The organism is Nocardia pseudovaccinii (assembly GCF_050942345.1).
Classification (GTDB): domain Bacteria; phylum Actinomycetota; class Actinomycetes; order Mycobacteriales; family Mycobacteriaceae; genus Nocardia; species Nocardia pseudovaccinii.
On the sequence record NZ_CP192074.1, the window covers coordinates 4,126,290 to 4,149,321 of the forward strand.

The 23,032-nt window shown below is 65.8% G+C and carries 16 protein-coding genes; 14 read left to right on the top strand and 2 right to left on the bottom strand.

The genetic code is table 11. From position 1 onward, the window contains the following. Positions 1 to 5: 5 nt before the first annotated feature. Positions 6 to 959: an AsnC family transcriptional regulator gene (locus ACQPZ2_RS18665; protein ID WP_433526693.1), complete on the bottom strand. Its 954-nt coding sequence runs from the start codon at positions 957 to 959 to the stop codon at positions 6 to 8. An 85-nt stretch (positions 960 to 1,044) separates the two neighbouring features. Here ACQPZ2_RS18665 and ACQPZ2_RS18670 point away from each other — a divergent pair, with 85 nt between their 5' ends. The 6 genes from ACQPZ2_RS18670 to ACQPZ2_RS18695 all read left to right on the top strand — a co-directional run bounded on the left by ACQPZ2_RS18670 (position 1,045) and on the right by ACQPZ2_RS18695 (position 6,387). Next, entirely contained in the window at positions 1,045 to 1,926 is an 882-nt protein-coding gene (locus ACQPZ2_RS18670) for a VOC family protein (protein ID WP_433526694.1), read from the top strand. After that, complete coding sequence (locus ACQPZ2_RS18675) at positions 1,923 to 3,137, top strand: carboxylesterase/lipase family protein (RefSeq protein WP_433526695.1); 1,215 nt, start codon at positions 1,923 to 1,925, stop codon at positions 3,135 to 3,137. Before ACQPZ2_RS18670 ends, ACQPZ2_RS18675 begins: the two co-directional genes overlap by 4 nt. Positions 3,138 to 3,161: 24 nt before the next feature. Further along, entirely contained in the window at positions 3,162 to 4,118 is a 957-nt protein-coding gene (locus ACQPZ2_RS18680; protein ID WP_433526696.1) for a hypothetical protein, read from the top strand. Next, the gene (locus ACQPZ2_RS18685; protein WP_433526697.1) at positions 4,115 to 4,567 is read left to right on the top strand and encodes an ABA4-like family protein; all 453 of its coding nucleotides are present in this window, start codon (positions 4,115 to 4,117) and stop codon (positions 4,565 to 4,567) included. The genes ACQPZ2_RS18680 and ACQPZ2_RS18685 overlap by 4 nt, the downstream gene beginning before the upstream one ends. After that, positions 4,568 to 5,080 (top strand): DoxX family protein, encoded by a 513-nt coding sequence (locus tag ACQPZ2_RS18690; RefSeq protein ID WP_433526698.1) that lies wholly within the window; start codon positions 4,568 to 4,570, stop codon positions 5,078 to 5,080. A 350-nt stretch (positions 5,081 to 5,430) separates the two neighbouring features. Next, positions 5,431 to 6,387: an alpha/beta hydrolase gene (locus ACQPZ2_RS18695; protein ID WP_433526699.1), complete on the top strand. Its 957-nt coding sequence runs from the start codon at positions 5,431 to 5,433 to the stop codon at positions 6,385 to 6,387. A gap of 60 nt (positions 6,388 to 6,447) precedes the next feature. Here ACQPZ2_RS18695 and ACQPZ2_RS18700 read toward each other — a convergent pair whose 3' ends face one another. Beyond that, positions 6,448 to 7,665, bottom strand: a complete 1,218-nt coding sequence (locus ACQPZ2_RS18700; protein WP_433526700.1) for a PucR family transcriptional regulator — start codon at positions 7,663 to 7,665, stop codon at positions 6,448 to 6,450. A gap of 828 nt (positions 7,666 to 8,493) precedes the next feature. Between ACQPZ2_RS18700 and ACQPZ2_RS18705 the strand changes: the two genes are divergently transcribed. The 8 genes from ACQPZ2_RS18705 to ACQPZ2_RS18740 are packed head-to-tail and all read left to right on the top strand — an operon-like array spanning position 8,494 to position 23,031. Further along, positions 8,494 to 8,757, top strand: coding sequence for an acyl carrier protein (locus ACQPZ2_RS18705; protein ID WP_433526701.1), 264 nt, complete (start codon positions 8,494 to 8,496; stop codon positions 8,755 to 8,757). A gap of 3 nt (positions 8,758 to 8,760) precedes the next feature. Next, entirely contained in the window at positions 8,761 to 14,793 is a 6,033-nt protein-coding gene (locus ACQPZ2_RS18710; RefSeq protein WP_433526702.1) for an aminotransferase class III-fold pyridoxal phosphate-dependent enzyme, read from the top strand. Then, positions 14,790 to 15,629 carry a hypothetical protein gene (locus ACQPZ2_RS18715; protein WP_433526703.1) on the top strand — a complete coding sequence of 280 codons (840 nt, stop codon included), beginning with the start codon at positions 14,790 to 14,792 and terminating at the stop codon, positions 15,627 to 15,629. The genes ACQPZ2_RS18710 and ACQPZ2_RS18715 overlap by 4 nt, the downstream gene beginning before the upstream one ends. Then, positions 15,626 to 15,880 (top strand): acyl carrier protein, encoded by a 255-nt coding sequence (locus ACQPZ2_RS18720; RefSeq protein WP_357479644.1) that lies wholly within the window; start codon positions 15,626 to 15,628, stop codon positions 15,878 to 15,880. The genes ACQPZ2_RS18715 and ACQPZ2_RS18720 overlap by 4 nt, the downstream gene beginning before the upstream one ends. Further along, positions 15,877 to 17,592 carry a fatty acyl-AMP ligase gene (locus ACQPZ2_RS18725; RefSeq protein ID WP_433526704.1) on the top strand — a complete coding sequence of 572 codons (1,716 nt, stop codon included), beginning with the start codon at positions 15,877 to 15,879 and terminating at the stop codon, positions 17,590 to 17,592. The genes ACQPZ2_RS18720 and ACQPZ2_RS18725 overlap by 4 nt, the downstream gene beginning before the upstream one ends. Continuing rightward, positions 17,589 to 18,992 carry a cytochrome P450 gene (locus tag ACQPZ2_RS18730; protein ID WP_433526705.1) on the top strand — a complete coding sequence of 468 codons (1,404 nt, stop codon included), beginning with the start codon at positions 17,589 to 17,591 and terminating at the stop codon, positions 18,990 to 18,992. Before ACQPZ2_RS18725 ends, ACQPZ2_RS18730 begins: the two co-directional genes overlap by 4 nt. Continuing rightward, on the top strand, positions 18,989 to 21,712 hold the full coding sequence (locus tag ACQPZ2_RS18735) for a PEP/pyruvate-binding domain-containing protein (RefSeq protein WP_433526706.1): 2,724 nt from the start codon (positions 18,989 to 18,991) through the stop codon (positions 21,710 to 21,712). Before ACQPZ2_RS18730 ends, ACQPZ2_RS18735 begins: the two co-directional genes overlap by 4 nt. Next, positions 21,709 to 23,031 carry an aminotransferase class I/II-fold pyridoxal phosphate-dependent enzyme gene (locus tag ACQPZ2_RS18740; protein ID WP_433526707.1) on the top strand — a complete coding sequence of 441 codons (1,323 nt, stop codon included), beginning with the start codon at positions 21,709 to 21,711 and terminating at the stop codon, positions 23,029 to 23,031. Before ACQPZ2_RS18735 ends, ACQPZ2_RS18740 begins: the two co-directional genes overlap by 4 nt. The last annotated feature ends 1 nt before the right edge of the window (position 23,032 follow it).

The following is a 23,032-nucleotide window of genomic DNA, read 5'->3' on the forward strand; positions in this document are numbered from 1 at the left end:
AACGACTAACGAAATATTTGGGCGTCGCGCTTGGTGTGGGCGGCGATCGGCGTGGTTTCCATGCGTTCGATGCCGTCCAGTGTGGTGATCCGTTCGGTGAGGTAGGCATACAGCTCTGCCGAGTTGCGGAAGACCGCGATCGCGATCAGATTGTGCTCGCCGGTGGTGGCGCCGATGAATGCTGCCTCGAAGTCGGAAGCCAAGGCTGTCGCCACAGTCTGGAGCTGATGCGGAACTACGCTCATCCAGATCACGCAGGAGACGGTGAAACCGAATGCGGCGGGGTCGATTTCGACACTGAACCGAAGTATCCCGGCGCGTCGAAGCTCGTCGAGTCGACGCCGGATCGCTGTCTCGGACCAGCCGATGCGGCGGGCGAGGTCGGGGTAGGAGGTACGGCCGTCGAGCGAAAGGGCGGCGAGTAGCCGGTGGTCGAGCTCGGTCAGCGATAGCGACTGCGTCGCGGCGGTGTCCGGTGGTCGCAGTGCCTCGATTTGCGCGGTGGTCAGCGCTGAGGTGCGGCCGCGCCAGCGGCGCTGCATGAAGTGGTGCAGGAGCCGGTGTGCGGAGATATCGAGGACATCGCCATGTCGGGCGAGTCCGGCCAGCGGTGCCGGGCCGTCGTCGGGAATGCGGAAGATGCACACGATTTCGGTACCGCTGTCCACCACCGTCACCCAGGCGGTGTCCGGTCGCTGGGCCAGGGCGCGCGCCAGCGTGCCGGCGGCACTGGCCCGTACCGTGATTCGGACGATCCACTCGGCGGTAGCGATCGGCCCCGGGGCTGCGACGCCGGTGACTCGGACGAGTCCGCTGGTGCGCAGACGGCCGTATCGACGGGCCACGGTGCGCGAGGAAACCCCCAGCACCTGGGCGATTGTGCTGTATGCGGCGCGGCCGTCGATCTGTAGTGCGTGCAGCAGTTGCAGGTCGAGATCGTCGAGGGTGTCCGAATCCACCCGATCAGGGTAGATAGATGTCCGAAAACGGCGTCGACCGCCCGATAAGCGGTCTTCGACGCTGTGGTCCAGCAGGCTCGTTCGCATGAACGACGACATGGGCCAGCAGTACATCGGAGCCATCCACCACACCGGTCTCAAGGGCAGTGACTTCGATGCGATGACGAGTAGATACCGGTCCTTCGGATTCACCTTGACGCCGCGGTCGCGGCACCTGATGAGCCAGCGGCCGGGTGAACCTGCGATTCTGGGGTGCACCGCCAACGAATGCGCGGTGTTCGGCGGCTCGTACATCGAATTGTTCGGCATCGTCGATGCCGCCGCGCCCGACCCGTGGCACGCGAAGCGGCTTCCGGAGGGATTCCGGATTCTCAATCTGGAGACCGACGACGCCGCTGCGGTCAGCACGCGGCTCATCGACGCCGGGCTCCCCGCTTCCGGTGTGCTCGAGCTGGAACGTGACGTGGACACCGAGGACGGCGTGCGGACCATGCGCGCCCGCACAGTGCACATCGACCCGCGCAGCACGTCCGAGGGTCTGCTCGGCATCTCCCAGCACCTGACCCGCGAATATGTGCACCAGCCACGGTATCTCGATCATCCGAACGGGGCGCGCGGGATCGCGGCGGTGACGATCGTGGCCGCCGACACCGAGTTCGACGAGATCGTCGACCGCTACCGCCGCATCGTCGCGGTCGATCCGACCACCGAGAATTCGTTGACGGTGTTGGCGCACAAAGAGGTCCGACTGGAATTCGTTCGGGCGTCGGACGCCGACCAGGTGCTACCCGGTGAGCCGGTGCCTGCGCCGTCGTACTTCGCGGCGATGACCATCCGGGTCGATGATGTCGAGCACGCGCGTCGGATTGTGGAAAGCACTGGTACGCCGACTCGCACCGCCGCGACGGGGTTCTTTGTGTCCGCGCGCGACGCATGCGGTGCCGGACTGACATTCGTCGCGCCATGATCGTCGAGACTGCCGCGGGGAAGGTCAGGGGGAGTGCCGACGGTGCGGTAGCCGCATTCCGCGGTATTCCGTTCGCGACTGCCGAACGGTTCGGCGCGCCGCGTGCTCCGGAGTCATGGCCGGGCATCCGCGACAGCGTCGAGATCGGCCCGGCCGCACCGCAGTTGGCGTCACGGCTGGAGCGCGTCATGGGTCGGTTCACGGTCGCCCAGGCCGAAGACTGTCTGTCGCTGAACGTTTGGGCACCGGCCGGGTCCGGTCATCCGGTGCTGGTTTTCCTGCACGGTGGCGGATTCACCAGCGGCTCGGGCGGGTTGGCCTGGTACGACGGTGCGGAGCTGGCCGAGCTCGGCGACATCGTGGTCGTGACGATCAACTATCGACTCGGTGTTCTCGGATATCTGTGCCTGCCCGGGGTGAGCGAAGGCAATCTCGGATTGCTCGACCAAATGGCCGCACTGGAGTGGGTGCGGGACAACATCGCCGGGTTCGGCGGGAATCCGGCGCAGGTCACCGTTGCCGGGCAATCCGGCGGGGCGCTCTCGATACTCGCGATGCCGACCGGAACCGCCGGACTTTTCCGTCGTGCGATCCTGCAGAGCCCCCCTGCCGGGATACCGCCCGCGTCACCCGAGGACGCGGCCGCCGCCGGGCGAATGCTGTTGAGCGAGTTGGGTCTTGCGCCGGATGAGCAGCGGCGATTATTCGATGTTCCGGTGGCCGAGCTGCTCTCGGCGCAGTATGCGGTCGCGGCGCGCGTCGGTGGTGCGGCTCCGCCGTATCAACTGGTCGCCGACGGTGTTCTCGTCAGCGACGACTTGGCGCGGTCGGTCGCTGCTGCGGGTATCGAGGTCCTGCTGGGAACGACCAAGGACGAGGCGGCGGCGATGGTCGACGACGCAGCCGACACCATGACCCACCAACTGTTCCGTGCTCCTACCTTGCGTTTGGCGGAAACCCTTGCCGCGCAGGGAAATACCGCATGGCTCTACCGGTTCGACTGGCATCCGGCAACCAGCCCATTCGGCGCGTGTCACTGCCTGGAACTGCCGTTCCTGCTCGGGAATGCGGCAGCGTGGGCGCACGCACCGATGCTCATGGGCGAGCGACCGCAGGCCCTGGTCGAGGACATGCGCGAGCGCTGGATCGGCTTCATCCGCCACGGCGACCCCGGCTGGTCCTGCGCCACCGAACACCACATGAACACCTGACGAGTTCCTGCCGAAGGACATGACATGAACGCTCTGCAATGGCATCGCCCACTGATGCTGCTCGCCACCGCGATGGCACTGCTTGTTCTCTTCTCGATCGGCGGCCTGATCGTCGACGATCGGGTCCTCACCGGACTGCCGGTCTGGGCCAAGGCGGTGAAATTCGCGCTCTCGGTGCTGATCTACGCGGTCACCTGGGCCTGGCTGATCGCCCAGCTCACCCGCTGGCGGCGGGTCGCCTGGTGGGCGGGCACGGTGGCGGCCGTCGGCCTCGGTGTGGAACTGGCCGTCATCGTGACCCAGATCGTGCGCGGCACCACCAGCCACTTCAACTTCACAACTCCGCTCAATGCGGCGCTGTGGGACACCATGGGGCTGTCCATAATCGTGGTCTGGGTCGCGACTCTGGTCGTATCGCTGGTTCTGTTCCGCAACCCGACGCCGGATCCCGCACGCAACGCCGCGATTCGCTACGGCGCCGCACTGTCGCTGATCGGCGCGGCGCTGGGGATGCTCATGGTGATGCCGACTCCGGCCCAACGCGAGACCGGCAGCGCCATCCAAGGCGCGCACACTGTCGGCCTCCCCGACGGCGGACCGGGCCTGCCGATTCTCGGCTGGAGCACCGCCGGTGGTGATCTACGCGTCCCGCATTTTGTCGGAATGCATGCGGTGCAACTGCTTCCGCTGGTCGTCATCGCCCTGGAATTCGGTGCCCGCCGAATCCCTGCTTTGCAATCGGCCGGATCCAGAGCAGCGCTCGTGACTGTCACGGCAACGACCTTCGGCAGTCTGCTCGTAGTGTTGACCTGGCAGGCGCTGCGCGGACAATCCGTGGTGCATCCGGACGCACCGACGCTGCTGGCACTGGCCTTGATCGCCACTGCCGCAACCGGATCGGCCGCGATGATCATTCTGCGCCGACCGCGGTCCACGCATCCGTCACCCGATCCGCTGACCGCGATCGGCGTGACTCGATGACCCGTTCGCTATTCGACCTTTCCTTCTGGCTGGCCGCGCCCTTCTGGGCACTGATGATCCTGGCGCCGCGCTGGCACCGAACGCCGGCCATCGTCGCCTCACCACTGATCTGCGCGGCGCCGCTGCTGATCTACGCGACGCTGGTGCTACCGGAGTTCGGGCCGTTCCTGTCCGCTCTTGCCAGCCCGAATCTGCCTGGGCTGCAAACAATTCTCGCCAGCAGTGCGGGTGCGGCCGCGGCGTGGGCGCACTTCGTCGGATTCGATCTGTTTCTCGGCCGTTGGATCTACTTCGACAGCCGCGAACGCGGCATCCATCCCGCGCTGATCAGCGCACTACTGCTGTTCACGATCTTGTTCGCGCCGCTCGGCGTACTCGGCTACCTGATCATCCGATTCCTCCCGGCATACCGACCGATACCAAACCAACCCACCCATGCGGAGACATAAATGGAAATCCTGATCTTTCTCCTGATCGTGCTGTTCGGGCTGCGCCTGTCGGGTGTACTGGGGGCCACTCGATTCACCGGTTGGCCGACGTGCGCGGCGTATGCGCTCGCGGCGATGCTGGTGCTCACCGGCACAACGCATTTCCTTCCCGACAGCCTCGCGAGCGGACCCGCTCCCACCCACGGTGATCTGCTGCCGATGGTGCCGCCATTCGTGCCGTTCCCGAGTTTCATGGTGTACCTGACCGGTGTGCTGGAACTGCTCGGCGCGCTCGGTCTCGTCCTCACCAGAACCCGACGACCCGCCGGGATCGGCTTGGCCGCACTGTTCGTCACCCTGCTGCCCGCCAACATCTACGCCGCCCTATCCGACATCCCGTTCAACGGTGCGCCCGCATCCCCGCTGTGGATTCGGATACCCGAACAGGTGCTCTACATCGCGGTGGCGCTGTGGGCGGCCGGGCGGTACAGCCGGAGCCGTGCCGAACTCGTCGACGTGGCAACGCAACGCTGACCGGTGTTGTCACACTGAACGATGGGTCTTTGTGCTGGCCAGGGCACTATCGGATGCCGAGAATCGCGGGTTGTGTCGTATCCCTAGGGGTGCCGGAGGCATTCGTGAGGTGTCCAGATCCGGCCGATGTCTGCGGAACATCGTTCTTCTCCGGTTCTAACGTTGGCGCAGTTTCTATGCCGTTGACGAGCACAAACCGTGCGAGTCGACGAACGCCAGGGTTCTGGAGGAAGTGAATGATGAAACGAAGTTCCGCCGGACGAACGACTGCGCCGGTTGCCGATTCGGGCCGCGCGAGGGGTGAAATACGTTGCCGCCGTTGGGTGCACGCGTTCGCTGCGCTTGCTGCGGTGTTCGCTGTAGTTGTGGTGCCGTCGGTAGCGAACGCGGATGCGTCGTCGTCCATCACCGGGTCGTGGGCCGAGGATGATCGGACGGTGCAGTTGCGGGTGTATTCCGCTGCTATGCAGCAGGACATCATGGTGAAGGTGTTGCGTCCGGCGGATCGGTCGACGCCGCGGCCGACATTGTATCTGCTGAACGGTGGTGGAGGTGGGCAGGACAGTGCGACCTGGCAGAAGAACACCGATGTGCTGAGGTTCCTCGCCGACAAGGATGTGAATGTGGTGCAGCCGGTGGGTGGGAAGTGGAGCTACTACACCGATTGGCGTGCGCCGGATCCGAAACTTGGTCTGTACAAATGGAAGACGTTCCTGACCGAGGAGTTGCCGCCGCTGATCGATGCCGAACTCGGAACCACGGGCGTCAATGCCATCGCGGGGCTGTCCACCTCGGGCACCTCGGTTTTGCAGTTGCCGATCGCGAAACCCGGTCTGTATCAGGCGGTTGCGGCCTACAGCGGTTGCGCCCAGATCAGTGACCCGATCGGGCAGCAGTTCGTGAAGCTCGCGGTGGAGGGCTGGGGTGGGGGCGATACGGTGAATATGTATGGGCCGCCGAATGATCCGATGTGGGCGGCCAACGACCCATACTTGCATGCCGACCAGTTGCGCGGCATCCATCTGTTCATCTCGACGGGGACGGGTGTGCCTGGCATGTACGACCGCTACAACGGCAGTCACATGCAGCCCGGGCCGCGCGGGTTCTTCAACCAGCTGGTGATCGGCGGTGTCATCGAATCCGCGGTGAACTGGTGCACCCAGAACCTGCGCACCGAACTGGATCAGCTGGGGATCCCCGCTACTTACGATTTCCAGCCGACGGGCACCCATTCGTGGGGGTACTGGCAAGAGGCGCTGAAGGATTCGTGGCCCGTGCTGGCCGAGGGGCTCGGCATTCCCTCCTGATAGGGGAGGCCCGCCGGACGATCTCCGGCGGGCCTTCCCTATCAGGTGCGTGCGTCGGTGTCAGGTGCGGTACGTGCGCGCGACCAAGGCGGAGCGCAGGTACCAGAGCCCGGACGGCTGTGACGGATCGAAGCCGGTGAGTTGCCCGATGCGCTTGAGTCGATAGTCGACGGTATTGGTGTGCACGTGCAGCACCCGGGCGGTGCGCTGGCGGTTGAGGTTATTGCCGATGTGGCGCTGCAGGGTCTCCAGCAGTTCGGGGTGTTCGTCCAGCGGATCCAGCAGCGAACCGAGGTATTCGCGGCCCGGGCCCGGCCGGGTGAGCTGGTATTCGAGGGCGAGTTCGTCGAAGCGGTAGAGCCCGGCCACCGCCTGCAGCCGCTGCACCATGTCGAGAAGTTCGTGCGCCTGGTCGGCGGCGTTCGGAATCTGTTCCGGCGTGGCGACGACCATGGTCGCCGTAATGCCGACCTGTGCGGCGTGCGAGAGCCTGGCTACCACGGCGTCGAGCTTGTCGTTGTCGAATTGGGCCGAGGGGATCAACACGGTGCCGCCGTCCACACTCAGCAGCGACAGTGCGCTCGCGCCGCATTGCGTGGCGAGTTCGGCCTGCAGCCGACGCAACTTGCGCCGGGCTACCACCTGGGCGTCGAGCATCGGATTGTGCTCGTCGCGATGCGGTGGAATGGCAACGGCGAGAACGTCGTACGACTCCGCGATGGCGATACCGCATTCGCGCGCCATGGTCGAAGTGCTGTGCCCGCCGAGCAGTGCGGAGGTGAGGGTGTGCACGGCGGTGTGGTGCTCGCTGACGACGGCACGCAGCTCGCGGATGTAGGCCACCGAGATCGCCGAGGTCAGCTTGTCGAGCAGTTCGACGACCATCTTGGCGCCGTCGACGAGATTGTCGTAGTCCTTGATCGTCGCACTGGAAACCACCAGTTCGAGGCCCATCTGGAAGCCCTCGTGGATGGAATGCAGGATGGTGTCGATCGGCACGCCCTCACGGGCCCAGCCCGCGGCATGGTCCTCGAGCCGCTGCACCTTCTCCGGGATGTCCTTGCCGTCGAGCATGCTGACCGCGATCTCGAGGCAGACGCGGGTGCTGGCCGTGAAGTCACCGGTAATGGCTTCCCCAGGCATCGTCGCGCACGGGATGACGTTGTCCACGAAGTGGCCGACCATCTGCCGGGACAGTGCGCGGACGTCCTTGAGCGGGGACGACATCGGCTTGCCCGATAGGGTCAGGGTCGGCCTGGTCGAGTGGTCGACGGACATTGGCGACTCCTTTTCGGCCACGGGTGTAGCTGTGTGGAGCATTCACAGTAACTGCCCGGGGTGGCATGTGGACCGGTTCGCTCGGTTCTGTGAGAGTGCGCTATCCGGGTGGTCGGGCGCTTGTGACCGGTCACAGTGCTTCAGAGGAGCTACCGGCGGGTAATGAGAGCCGTCACATCCGTCGCTGGGACCAGAAGTTAGCCGAGAGTTCGGGCAGTGCGCATGCCCGGCCGCATGAGGTAAAAACGCCGTTACGTGACTTTGCATTCGACGCGGAATGTGTTAGCGCTCGATGCAAAACAAAAGTACCGATAGGTCGGTTCGGAAACTCTGCTGTCCGCTCAGTGAACCGGGTATGAACAGCGCATTTATTGACAAATGATCCCGCGCCGTCGCTGATGGCCGAATTGGCGAATTGTCGGTGACCGCGAATTGCGGAATGAATTGTCTCAGACACCACTTCGTCACGCCCCCTTTCTGGTGGGTGCGGCCGAGTTCCGCACGTACGGGCGGGCTGTATTAGCGAAATAGTTGCTGAAGGTTCGAACCGGCTCTGAGTCGAGGCTATTCACATTGCCAGCCGTAAATCATCGGTGTACAGATGTGTGCATGCACCGCTGTGATTGCTAACAGTTGTGCGCATAGACGAGATATTGGACGTGACAGTCCTGATTGCCGTATCGGAGGGCAAGTGATCGCAGTCTCGGCTGACGCCGGATTCCGCACTGATCAGCCAAGATTCATGGTTTTCGCGACGGATTCGATGTTCTGTACCCGCGTCGCGCGAGCAGCGGACGCGGCAGGTTCGAGCGCGCGGGAGGATGTGCGATGACCGGGTTGAACGATGTCGGTACACGGGTGTGCGAACTCTTTTCGCGGGGATTACAGGTGCCGTCGATCGATGTGAATACGCCGTTGCTGGATTATGGCTTGGACTCGGTCCGCTCAGCGGAACTCGTCATAGAACTCGAGCGAACGTTCGGGATCGAGATCTCCGATGCGGAGGCTGCCACACTGTACACCGCGCGCGATGTAATTGACTGTGTGGTCGCAAAGTCTACCGCCGACCGGCACTCTGGTATTGGGGCATAGATCGTGTCGGCAGGTGTTCTGTTTTCGGAACAAATAAATTCCTCCGCCATTGTTTCCGAAGACGAATTATTCGATGATTTCGCCCGGCACAACCGTCCCGGACTGGCTCGGCTGCTACGGGCGTGCCACCTGGATGTCGTGTATGCGGGTGCCGAAAGTGACTATCTGATCCGGTCGGATGGGAGCCGGGTATTGGATCTTGTCGGCGGTTTCGGTGCGGCGCTGTTCGGGCACAACCATCCGGCGCTGGTGCGGGTGGCGACGGCTCGGCTGAATCAGCAGACGCCATTCGTCTCCCAGGGCAGTGTCCGGCCCGCGGCCGCGCGACTTGCCCGAAGGCTTTCCGAAGCGGTGGCCGCCGGGAGCGGGCGCGAGTACGTGGTGACGTTCGGGTCCACCGGCGCCGATGCGGTGGAGGCGGCGATCCGGCACGCGGCGGTGGCGCACGCCCGCGCCCTCGGCGATCTCGAGACCGAACTGCGGCGTACCCTGCGCCGGGTTCGGCGCGACAGCCTGCACGATGTTCGGCCGATTGCCTTGGGCGACAACGGCTCCGACGACGACAGCGACTCGGTCGCGGAGCTGCTCACCGAATCGCTGCGCGAGATCGGCGAATTGCGGCGGCGCGGACCGGTTTTCGTCTCGCTGACCGGTGCCTTCCACGGCAAGACCGCCGGCGCGTTCGCTCTGACCGAGCACGCCGATACGCCCGCGGACCTGGTGGTGCCCGGTCCGGAGCGGCGCAGGCTCGACACCTGGGAACCGGACGCGGTGACGAATGCGTTCGCCGATGAACTGCGTCGGGTGTGCCGGATCACCTTCGACGGCACGGGTCGGCCGGTGCGGTCATGGACCAGGATTTCGCCGATCGCCGCGGTATTCGCCGAGCCGATCCAGGGTGAGGGCGGGGTCCGCGAGGTTCCGGCCGCGACCCTGCGGGCATTGCGGGAGTTGGCCGATCGGCACACGGCGGCCCTGGTATTCGACGAGATCCAGTCGGGCATGGGCCGTACCGGAACCTTCCTCGCCTCATCGCCGTCGCAGGTGAGCGCGGACTACTACCTGCTCTCGAAATCGCTGGGCGGCGGGCTGGTGAAGATCTCGGCCCTGCTGGTGGAGCGGCAACGCTCGATCGCCGACTTCGGCCGATACCACACCTCGACCTTCGCCGATGACGATCTGTCCTGCGCGGTCGCCGACGCGGCACTGGACCTGCTGCGGGACAACCAGATCCGCATCTGCGATACCGGTGCGCTGCTGCGTTCCCGGCTCGACGCGGTGGCACGGCGGTGGCCCAAGGAGATCCTCGCCGTACGGGGCCGCGGGCTGCTGCAGGGCATCGAACTGTCGCCACCGGAACCGACATCCGCGCTGCTGCGCGAAATATGCGATCCGGAGCTGTTCGGATACGTGGTGGCGGGGTATCTGCTGCACGTCCACCGGATCCGGATGCTGCCAACGCTTTCCGCGCCGACCACACTGCGCGTCCAGCCCTCGGCCTTCCTCGCCGACGCGGACCTGGACCGACTGACGGCGGCGCTCGACGATCTCGCCGCAGTGCTGCACCGCGGCGACTACGTCCGGCTGCTCGCACACTTGGCCGCACCGGTCACCACGAATTGGCCGGTGCCGGAACGCCGATCACCATCGCGGCGGCGCACCCATGAGGTCGCCCGCGATTGGAATGCCCCGACCAGGGTGGTATTCCTGGCAAATCTGCCCGATGCCGCGGATCTGCGCAGATTCGCACCGGAGCTGGCCGAATGGTCCGACGGCCAATTCGCCGCACTGTTCGAACGGCTGCGCGGGGTGGCCGAACCGTTCGAACTGACCAGACAGCTCGTCACGTCGCCGACCGGCGCCACGGTCGAGGTATGCCTGATCGCGGTGCCGATTTCGGCCGAGCAGATCATCGAATGCCAGCGCGCCGGACATCGCGCCTGGCTGCGCGATCTGGTGCTGGAGGCGGTGGAGCAGGCGATCGCTTTGGGCGCCAGCGTAATCGGGCTCGGCGGGTACACGTCCATCGTCACCGATGCCTCGCGCGATGTCGTGGAGGACACCGTGAAGGTGACCTCCGGCAATTCGCTTACCGCGGCCTGCGCCTACGAGGTGGTTCGTACCGAACTCGCCCGTCTCGAACCGGGCCATCGCCGGATCGGCATCCTGGGGGCGCTCGGAAATATCGGTGCGGTGATGGCGGAACTGTTTGCACCGCTCGCGGATTCGGTGACCCTGGTCGGGCGCACCGGCTCGGCGTCCCGGCTCGAGCGGGTGGCCGCGGGTCTGCCCGGTGCGGTGACGGTCAGCGAGGATCTGACCGCCCTGCGTGCCTGTCGCATCGTCCTCACCGCCACGAATTCGGCAGTGCCAGTGATCACCGCCGACGTGCTGGCCGACGACGATCCGGTGCTCGTGGTCGATCTCGCGGTCCCCGGCGATGTGGATCCCGCGGTGTCCCAGCAACCGAATATCACCCTGGTCTCGGGTGGGCGCATGGCGTTGCCGCTCGGCCAGACACCCCCGTTTCCCGAAACCGGGCTGCCCGCCGGGGTCGTCTACGCGTGTATGGCCGAAACCGTTCTGCTCGGTTTCGAACCGCGCACGGCGAGTCCGTCCTACGGCGGCCTGACCGCGGCAGGCGTGCGCGCCGCCCGCGATCTGGCCGATCGTCACGACGTGCGCCCGGTTCTGCTTCCGACAGGAGCTCCAACCGTGTCCGAATCTCCTACCGCAGCAACCCCTGCCCCGATGTTCCTCGGCGCGGCCGATTTCGCAGCGGACCGCGCCGGTGGCAAGGCGGGCACCCTGCACGAATTGATCGTGGCCGGCTTCGAGGTGCCGCCCGGATTCGTCGTCACGGCCGATCTCGACCTGGCCGAGGTATCCGATGCTGATCTGACCGGCTGGGTACGAGCGCTGGGCGGCTTCCCGGTCGCCGCGCGTTCGAGTGGTGTGCTCGAAGACCTCGACGACGCGAGTTTTGCCGGTCAGTACGAGTCGTACCTCGATATCACCGATGTCGCGGCCTTGCGCGAACATATCGAGCAGTGCCGAGAATCGGTGCACAACGAGCGAGTTCGCACCTATCTGGCCCGGCGCGGCTATCACGAGGCCAATGCTTCGGTCGCCGTTCTGGTGCAGCGCATGGTCGACGCGCGTTGTGCGGGTGTCGGTTTCAGCCTCGACGCGCTCACCGGCATCGAGGACCACGCCGTCGTCGAAGCCTGCCGGGGACTCGGCGAACGACTCGTCTCCGGACATGTCACACCGACGAGGTACACGCTGCGACTGTTCGACGGCACCGTGGTCGAGCGGGATGCGGGCGATGAGGATGTCGAGCTGAATGCCACCGCCACAGCCGAACTCGCCGCCCTCATGCTGGCGGTGCAGGCGCACCGGCACCGCCCGCAGGACATCGAATGGGCCATCGATGGCGACGGGAAACTGTGGCTGCTACAGGCGCGGGCCATTACCGCGATCAGCTGGCGCACCGATATCGACCAGTTCTCCGACGCGGATCTGCGCGACGGCGGCGTCTCGGCGCGGGTCTGCACACCGATGATGTTCTCGTTGTACGACAACGCCTTCCAGTACTCGATGCAGCAGTTCTTCGAACGGTTGAAGCTCGCCGAACGCGGCGCGGAACCGGACTGGATGGCCATGTACTATGGCCGCGCCTACTGGAATGTCAGCGCGGTGAAGAAGTGCTTCTTCCGCATTCCCGGCTTCGACGAGCAGCATTTCGACGACGACCTCGGTGTGCTCAACGACTACGGGTCCGATGGTCCGCACCGCACTCCGACGAATGCGAAGACCATTGCCAGGGCGCTGCCCGCGGCGCTGGCCGTGCAGAAGAGCTACCAGGATCAACTGGCGGCGGTCGATGCGTTCGCGGCGCAGTGGCCCGCGAAATACGCGGTGTGGCGCGAGCGTGTACGCGAACTGCCGCACACCGATGAGGCCACCTTCGTCGCGGATCTGGCGGACTGCCTGCTCACCTTCCACGCCGCCACCGAGCGCACCTACTTCACCACCATCTACAACAACTCCAGCGTCCAGACCGACTTCAAGCAACTCCTCGACAAGGTGGATGCCGCGACCGACGGGACCACCTCGGCCATCGATCTGATGGGCGGGCTCGCCGATATCAGCCATATGCAGCTGCAGCGCGGCATCGTCGAATTGCACCGGGTGGCAGGCGATCACGGCCTGGACAGTCCCGAATGGGCGAAGGCGCTCGATGCCTTTCTCGACGAGCAGGGCTTCCACGCCGACGCGGAACTGGATCTCACCAGCCCGCGCTGGTCGGAGGCGCCCGAGCGGGTGCGCTCGATGATCGCGGTCATGCTCGAGCACGGCACCGCGCCCGCGGATCCCGATGTGACGCTGGTGGATCAGCGCAAACGCTACGAAAACGAACTCGCCGCGGTGCGCGCGCGGGTGCGGGCCAAACCGCTGGCGCGGGTGAAACACGCCAAGGCATTGGATAAGCAGATCGAGCGGATGCGCCGGTACCTCGTTGCGCGCGAACGCATGCGGGAGTTTTCCTCGCAGTGCTATGCCATTGTGCGCGCGTATGTCGTGGAGGCCGGGGTGCGCCTGGCTGCGGCGGGCACGCTCGAGCAGGCCGATGATGTGTTCCAGCTGTCGATCCACGAGCTGTGTGATCTCGCGGCCGGGCGGGTGGATATCTCGACGCTCGCACCGCAGATCGCTTATCGCCGTGCGGTTTACGCGGGCTACCGGGATCTCGTGCCACCGCATGAGCTGGGTGGTGGTGTCACCGTGGGCGCGGTTCGCGAGATCGGCGACGGCGATCTGACCGGGCTGGGTTGCAGTCCAGGTATTGCGGAGGGCACCGCTCGGGTGATCACTTCACTGGCCGATATCGACCAGCTGCGCGAGGGTGACATCCTCGTCACCCGGTTCACCGATCCGGGGTGGACGCCTGCCCTCGGGCTGGTAGCAGCGGTGGTGACCGAGGTGGGCGGGATGCTCTCGCACGCGGCGGTCATCGGGCGCGAGTACGGAATACCGGCGGTGTTGAATGTCGCGGGTGCGACGACCGCGGTCCGCTCGGGTCAGCGGATCCGGGTCGATGGCGGGGCGGGAGTCATCAGCGTGCTGGAGACCGCGGTCTCGTCCGAGCCGGTTGCGCCGCCGTCCGGTTCCGGCAACGGGCACGGACTCGATGTCGTCGCAGATCCCGAGTGGTCGCGGGAACGTCAGCGCCTGGTCCCTGACGAGCGCCTGGTCCCCGACAAGCGGCCGGTCCCCGACGAGCTGCCGATCAGTGAGCCGAACGAGCCCGCCCCGCCGAAACCTGCGGTGCCATTACGCCCCGCCGAACCCAAGCAACCGCCCCCGGAGCACCCACGCCCGGCGGCCGCCAGAACGGATGAACCACTGACCGCACGCAAACGCCTGATCTGCATCGCCGGTGCCGACGGATCGGGTAAGACGACCCAGGTGGCCCGCATCGCCGCGGAATTCGAGGCGCAGGGCCAAAGCGTTGCCGCCGTGACCATTTGGGACGCATTCCTGGATCCGAAGGTCTCCTCAAAGCTGCCGTGGCGCAGTCCGTCCGAGATCTACGGCTACCTGAAACTGCTGTCCCCGCTGAGTCGCGCGCACTTCCTGTTCCACGCCATGCAGCTGTCCTTCGACCTCGCCGCCGAACGCGGCCCGGACATCCTGCTGGCAAATGCGTACTGGTACAAGTACTTCGCCACCGAGGTCGCACACGGCGGCGATCCGGCGGTGCTGCGCAAGCTGGCGTCGGGTTTTCCGGAACCCGATCGCACCTTCTATCTCGCAGTCGGTCCGCAGGATGCGTTGGGGCGCAAGCAGTTGCGCAGCGACTACGAGAGCGGCTACGGCGACGAGGAGACCTTCCTGGCCTTCCAGCGGCGCAGTCACGATGCGCTGGAGGCTCTGTCGGAGGAGTTCGGCTGGATCCGCCTGGACGGCACCGGCACACCGGCCGATATCACGAAGGCTGTGCTCGCCCAGCTGCGGGAGGACGACCGGTGACCCGTCGCGTCGCGATTGTCGGCATCGACGGTGCGGGCAAGTCCTCGGTCATGGCACGGCTGCGCGAATTGGCGCCGGGCACTGGTTCTTTCGCTTCGATGACCTGCCCGGACTTCCACAACACCCGCAATGTGCCGCTGACGGACCTATCCGAGCAGCTCAAGGCATTCAGCGTCGGATGCGATGGAATCGGCAGCCTGGAAATGAAGGCCACCGCGATGTATCTGCAGATGACGCTGTTCGGTCCGGTGGAGCGGCACTTCCTGACCACCTGGTCACCGGATGTGCTGGTATTCGAACGGCATCCGCTGATCGAATTGCTGGTCTACGGCCCGTTGTATGTCGCGCTGGCCCGCCCGGAATGGAACGGTCACGATCGCGCCGAGGAGATCGCGGCCGTGCTGGAGCGCCACCGTCCGGGCACCTTCGACGACATCCTCGCTTGGCAGCGGTCGGAATCCACGCGTCTGGGCAGTTCCCCGGATATCTGGGAGCTGCTGTCGGAGATCGCGGATCTGGTGCGCCGGGATGTGACCGAATCCGTCCCCGGCTTCGCCGACCGCTTTCGCACGACACTGCCCGACGCGGTGCTCTGGCTGGACGCACCGCCGGAACAGGCCGCGGCACGTTGTGCGCAACGTTCGGGGAGCGGGCCGAAGGAGGCCCACGAAACAGCAGAGCGGCTCGGAGCCCTGCGTGACGGATATCTACAGGTGCGCGACACCCTCGCGGCGGCCTTCCCCGAAGTGGGATTCCACCGCATCGATACCGGCGACGGCGTCGATCTCGAGGAGTCGGTCCGCGCCTGCGTGACGGAAGGGAAGTTACTCGGGTGAGTACACAGGCAGGTACCCCGGCGACCGAGATCGAGGCGCGGGTGCGCGCCATTGTCGGTGAGGTGCTGTGGGTTTCGGCGGACGAGATCGACGCGTCCGCGCAATTGATCGACTACGGATTGGATTCGCCGACCGCGATCGAGCTGACCATTCAGCTGGAGCAGGCATTCGGCATCGTCATACCGGAAGACGCTGCGGCACAGTTGAATACGGTCGGCGAGATCGTGCGATACGTGCGGGGTGAGCAGTGACTGAATTGGTTTCCCAGCATCCGACGATCGTGCATGCGCTACTGGCCGACGCCGAGCGTGGTGCATCGGCACCGTCCACGATTTTCGTTCCGGAGCGCGGCGATGCCGATGGTGAAATCGCCTGGCGACACGACGATCTCGTGGCCGCTGCGGGACGCACCGCGGCCGCCCTGGCCGCCGAGGGGGTCGAGCCTGGAGATCGGGTGATGCTGTGTCTGCCCACCTCCCCGGAGTTCGTCACGGCGTTCTTCGGTGCGCTGGTGCTCGGCGCGGTGCCGACCGCGGTGGCGACGCCGGGCGGGTTCGGTTCGGCGGATATCTTCCGCGACAAGTTCACTCGGCTGCTCGGCTATCTGGAACCCGCGGCGGTCGTCGCGACGCGGTCGGTGCTCGCAGGGGGAGCACTGCCGGACACCGTGGCGGCCATCGATGGCGATGTGCTGCACGCCTGGGCCTGTTCGCCGGACGCGCCGACGCTGGCGCCCAGACTTCCCGAACCGGGAGATCTGGCATTCATCCAGGCGACCTCCGGTTCGACGGGAACACCGAAAGGTGTGCAGATCACCCACGCGAATCTGGCCGCCAACTGCGAACAGATCGCACAGGCCGCCGCGATGGGCGCGGGCGACACCTGGGTCGGCTGGCTGCCGCTGCACCACGATATGGGGCTGATCGGCGGATTCCTGACGCCGGTATTCCGTGGCATCGACGCGGTGCTCATGCCGCCGAGCCGATTCCTGCGCAGTCCGGGGGATTGGCTGCGTACGGTCAGCCGGTATCGCGGAACATTCACGGCGGCACCGAATTTCGCATACGGATATGCTGCCGCCCGGGTTACCGACGCCGAACTCGACGGCATCGATCTGTCGAGCTGGCGGTTCCTGTTCTGCGGCGCGGAGCCGATCCATCCGCCGACCGTGCAGAGTTTCGTCGACCGGTTCGCGGCCTGGGGACTGCCGAAGGATGCGTTGGTGCCCTGCTACGGCATGGCCGAGGCATCCCTCGCGGTCACCGTGAATCGCCCGCACGCGCCGGTCGCCTACGACTCGGTGTCGCGCCGGGCGCTCACTGGAAACGGTGTGGCCCTGGATATTCCGGAAGACGACCTCGATGTGATGCACATCGTCGACTGCGGCGCACCGCTGCCCGGTACCGAGGTACGCATCGTCGACGAGGACGGCGCGGTGTGCGGTTCGGACGTGGTCGGCCGCATCCAATTCCGCGGCCCATCGATGACCATCGGTTACTTCCGGCTGCCCGAAGAGACCGCGGCCGCCACTCGGGACGGCTGGTGGGACACCGGCGATATCGGCTACCTGCGCGACGGCAGGCTGCGCATCACCGGCAGGCATAAGGACCTGATCATCATCCGCGGCGCGAACTACCTGCCCACCGATTTCGAGCTCGCCGCACAGGAAGTCACGGGTGTGCGCCTCGGTGGTGTCGCGGCCGTCGGACATGCCGATACCCGAGGGCTGTCGGAGGAACTCCATCTCATTGTCGAATCCGGTGCGGAGGCGACCGAACACGATGCGTTGCGCCGAGCGGTGCGGGTCGCGGTGAGCAAGCGCACCGGTGTGCTGCCCGCCGGGGTCCGGGTGGTGCCGCCGCGCAGCATTCCGAAGACCACCAGCGGCAAGGTGCAGCGCGCCGAGGCCAGGCGGCTTTTCCTGGCCCAGGACGATCTGGTCGGTGCCGGAGGCGCGGCATGAGTGTGCAGCCGAAGTTCCGCGGCCGCAGGCTCAGCGGTCCTGCGCTGCGACATCCACTGGGTGCGTATCCGGATTACCGCGCCGACCCGCTCGCGCTGTTCTACGAGCAGGCCGTCGCTCATGGCGGCAGCGTCCGGCTGCGGCTGGTGCATCAGCAGATGCATCTGCTCGTCGAGCCGGAGCACATCAATCAGGTGCTGGTCACCGATGCGGCCAAGTACGAGAAGGGGATCAGCTATCAGAGCCTGAACTACTTGCTCGGCCCCGGACTCCTGACCAGCGGCGGCGAACTCTGGAAACGTCAGCGCGCCTTGATCAAACCCGCATTCTCCCGCCGTCACGTCGACACCGAGATTCCGCTCATGGTCGAATGCGGACAGCGGATGCTCGATCGCCTCGATGCCTACGCCGCGACGGGCACGGCCTTCGACCTGGTTCCCGAGGTGATGGGTTTCGCGGCCGATGTGGTGTGCCGCGCGGTCATGGGCTCCGATATCGATGGTGTCCTGCCCCAGATCGAAGACGATGTGCGCGAGGGTGTTTCGTGGGTGATGCGGCATATGGCCGCACCCGTCCAAGTCCCGCCGAATGTGCCGACCCCGGCCAATCGCCGCTTCCAGGGGGTTCGCGAACGGCTACATCGCGTGGTGGACAGCGTCATCCAGCGTCACCGAGAAGCCGATGCCGAAGCGACAACCCTGCTGGCCCGATTGCTCGCGGCCCGCGACGATGCCGGGCACGCCATGGATGACGCGCAACTGCGTCACGAGGTGCTCACCTTCCTGCTGGCCGGACACGAGACCACCGGCGGCGCGATGGCGTGGACCATCTACGAACTGGCACACAACCCGGCGGTGCTCGCGCGGGTACGCGACGAGATCGATATCGCACTCGCGCTGTCCGACGGCGTCGACCGCGCGCTGCCCGCACTGGAGCTGACCGGGCGCGCGATCGACGAGGCGATGCGTCTGCACCCACCCGCGTGGGCATTCAGCCGCACCGCCGTCGAACCGGACAGCTTCGACCGCTTCGATCTGCAACCGGGCGCGATCGTGGTGATCAGCCCGTTCGTGAACCACCGCTTCCCCGAATTCTGGGATTCACCACTGACGTTCGATCCGGAGCGGTTCACCAAGGAGCGGACCAAGGCGCGCCCGCCATACCGCTACTTCCCGTTCGGCTGGGGCGCGCATCTGTGCGTCGGCCAGCACATGGCGCTGATGGAGGTGCGGGTGGGCATCGCAATGTTGTTGGCGCGCTATGACATCGAACTCGTCAACGGGATGCGGGTGCGGGAGAACCCGGAGATCTCCAATACCCCCGATCCGGTACTCGTTCGGCTCACCCGGCGTGCGCCCGCGGTGCCGTCGGCCACGATCATGCAGGAGGCCGCGCAATGACCGGAACAACCGTCAGCGATACCGCACTGGCCGCCGATGCGACGATGGCGCCGCAAGTGGGCGCCAAGGCCGCGAATCTCGGCAGACTTGTAGCGGTCGGCTATCGGGTGCCACCATTCGTGGTGCTGAGTGCCGCCGCGTGTGCGCGCATCCTCGAACCGATCCGCGGATCCATCGCCGACGCGCTGGATTCGCTCGATCACACCGATCCGGCGTCGTTGCGGGCGGCGTCGGGGGAGATCCGTACGATCATCCGTGCTCAGCCGATCCCAGCGGATATCAACACCGAGCTGGGCGCGCAGGTGCGCGAAATCGCCACGCGTACAGCACAATCCATTGTTCGCCTGGCTGTGCGTTCCTCGGTGAGCGGTGAGGATTCGGCGACGGACTCCTTCGCGGGCCAACTCGACACCCTGCTGAACGTCGCCCCGGCGGACGTATCGGCGGCGGTGCTGGAGGTGCTCGCCTCGGCCTACTCGGAGCGGTCGCTCTTCTACCGAGCGCATCGTGGACTGGACAACACCGAGATCGACTGTGCCGTCCTGGTTCAGGTGCTGATCGACAGTGCGGTCTCCGGTGTCGCCTTCAGCTGCAACCCGCAGACCGGCGACCCGGGCGAGGCCGTCGTCTCGGCGGCCCTCGGCCTGGGCGAAGGTGTCGTCGCCGGAACCGTGGAGTGCGATACCTACTTCGTCGACACCGCCGCGCGCACGATCGTTTCCCGCTCGGTGGCCGAGAAGCAGAGCCGGGTCGCGGTTGCGGCCGATGGTTCCGGCACCGTCATCGAGCAGATCACCGCCGTCACCGGCCAGGCACTCACCGACGCACAGGTAGTCGAACTCGTCGATACCGCAACGGGATTGGCCGAGACCTTCGACGCGCCACAGGATGTCGAATGGGCATATGACGCCGAGGGCATGCTGTACCTGCTCCAGGCCCGCCCGATCACCGCGACCGGTGCCCGCGAAACCATTTTCGACAATGTGAATGTCGCCGAGTCCTATCCCGGTCTTTCCAGCCCGCTGACCTTTTCGATCCTGCGGAATGCCTATGAGCAGGTGTTCCGGGCCTGTCACAAGGATTTCGGCGCAACCGACGCCATCGTCGACCGCAATGCCGCGAGCCTGTACCCCTATTTGGTCGGTACCGCGCACGGGCGCATCTACTACAACATCAGCAACTGGTACCGGCTGTTCCTGCAGATCCCGGGCATGGAGTTCGCCATCGAAGGCTGGGAGGCGGCACTCAATATCGAGAACCGCTACCAGCGGCCCGCCGCGCCGAAACGCGGGCAGGCACGGGTGAAGATGTATCTGCTGCGCTTGCGTATCGCCGCCATCATCACGGTTGGCTGGCTGCGGCTACCGCGGCGGCTGCGCGCGTTCTTCGCCGAACTCCAGGCCTTCACGGCCGATCTGGACCACCGGCTCGACCCGGAAACACCGGAGCGGGAACGGGATCCGGAAGCACTGCTCGAATGGATGGAACGCTGCCTGCACGAACTCGTCCCCGCCTACGCGGTGCAGATCTTCAATGACTTTCTGGCCCAGCAGATGTTCCACGTCGTGGGTCTGCTGCTGGAACGCGAAGGCCTCACCGAGACATCCGCCATCACTTTGCGCAATGAATTGTTCTGCGGCGAAGAAGGTGTCGACAGTGTCGACCCGGTCCGCTCGGCGCTCGCACTGACCGCGACGGTCCGGGCGGATGCCGCGCTGCGTGAGCTGTTCAAGGGGCTACTGGAACCGCATGAAGTGTGGAAAACCCTGGCACAGCCCGAATTCGCCGATTTCCGCAGTGCATGCCTGCGCCATATCGCCCTGTTCGGCGACCGTACCGTCGACGAGCTGAAGCTGGAAACCGATCCGCTGGGCCAGCATCCGGAGCGACTGGTTCCTATGCTGCGCAACTACCTGCGTGGCGGTCAGAACATCGACGAAATGGTGGCGCGCGAAAAGCAGATCCGCCGCGACGCGGAGCGCACCGCGGCGCGGCTGTTCCGTGGAAAGCTTCCGCAACGGTTGGCATTCCGGTTCGCACTCGGGCGGGCGCGCGAGCATGTGAAACAGCGCGAGAATATGCGGCTGGGTCGCAGCCGTTCCTTCGGCCTGGTCAAACGGGTATTCCGGGAATACGGCAGGCAGATGCACGCGGCCGGACTGCTCGAGGATCCGCGCGATATCTTCTGGCTCACCTACGAGGAGATCGCGGCCCTTACCCGGGGGACCGCTGTCGATACCGATGCGGCGCGCACGGTCGCCACACGCAAGAGCGATCACGAGCGGTGGCGCATCGAGCAACTGCCGTCGCGGATCGTCACGGCCGGAATCGCGGCCGTCGGCATCAACGATCCGGCCTTCGACCATCCGGCTCCCGCTGGCGATTCCGGCAGTGTGCTACACGGAATCGGTTGCGCGCCGGGCCGAGTCGAAGCTCCGGCGCTGGTGTTGACCACTCCGGAACCGGATGTGGTCGTCGACGGTCAGATCCTCGTCGCAGCCAGTACCGATCCCGGTTGGGTCTTCCTGATGGTGGCCGCCGGTGGATTGGTCAGCGAGAAGGGCAGCCCACTCTCCCATACCGCCATTATCGGCCGTGAACTCGGCATTCCCACCGTCGTCGGCGTTGCGGGCGTCACCCGGCTGGTCGCCAGCGGGGATGTGCTGATCCTCGACGGCAAGGCCGGAACCGCAACCATCGTTCAGGAACACAGCTCATGACATCCACCGCAGCCGCACCGCACGAGACCGCGCACGGCGAGAACTTCAGCCTCGAGCACTACCTCGATCCCGCCGCGCACACCTTCGAACAGCGCTTCGAGGAATTCCGGCCCTATGTCGAAAACGCGCGCGGCACCGGATTCGTCCTCCGTGAGATCACCGGGGCGGCGGGTCCGGTCGTACAGGTCCGCGATCCCGACGGCGACGCGGTCCGCGACCTGATCATGTTGGGGTCGAACAACTACCTCGGCCTCGGCAACGAACCGGAGATCGTCGAGGCGGCCGTCCGGGCCGTGCGCGAATTCGGTGTCGGCCATGGCGGACCGCCACTGCTGAACGGCACCACTTCGGTGCACCGGCGGCTGGAAGAACGCCTCGCCGAGACCAAGGGCTGCGAATCCGCGCTGGTGTTCTCCTCCGGCTACGCCGCCAATGTGGGCTGGGTGACCGGTCTGTTGCGCAAGGGCGACATTCTGCTCTACGACGAGCAGAGCCATGCCAGCCTCTATGACGGCATCCAACTCGGCCGGGTCCGCTCGATGGCCTTCGAGCACAACGATCTTCGGCATCTACGGCACCGGCTCATGCAGATCCGCTGGCGCAATCCGGGCGCGAATATCGTGGTCGCCGTCGAGGGCGTGTACTCGATGGACGGCGATATCGCACCGCTGCCGGAGATTCGGGCGCTGTGCGATTCCTTCGGAGCCTGGCTGGCCATCGACGACGCGCACGGCACCGGTGTGCTCGGCGCGCACGGCCACGGCACCGCCGAACATTTCGGCATGGGGGCCGGATCGGTCGAGCTGTACATGGGCACCTTCTCGAAGGTGTTCGCCACCACCGGCGGTTTCGTGGCCGGGTCGAAGGATCTGGTGGACACGCTGCGGTTCTTCGCGCGCTCGTACATGTTCTCGGCCTCGCTGGCCCCGGCGGTCGTCGCCTCGGTACTCGCCGCCATCGATTTCATCGATGAGCATCCGGAGCGGATCCGCCAATTACACGACAATGTCGACTACTTCGTGCGCGAACTGCGTCGAATGGGCTTCGCGGTCGATCCGCAGACCGCGATCATCCCGATCTTGGTGCCGCAGCGCCTCGCCGTCGCCGAGGTCGTCGCGGCGCTGCACGCCGAGGGCGTGTTCGTCAACGGCGTCGAATTCCCGGCCGTCCCACGCGAACAGCAGCGGCTGCGGGTCAGCATGATGGCCACGCTCAGTCGCGACCAGCTGGATTTCGCGCTGGCGAAGATTTCGGCCGTGGCCCGCCGCTTCGCCTTCCATCCCGAGCAAATCGGTCCGACCGAAGAAGGGATCCGCTGAT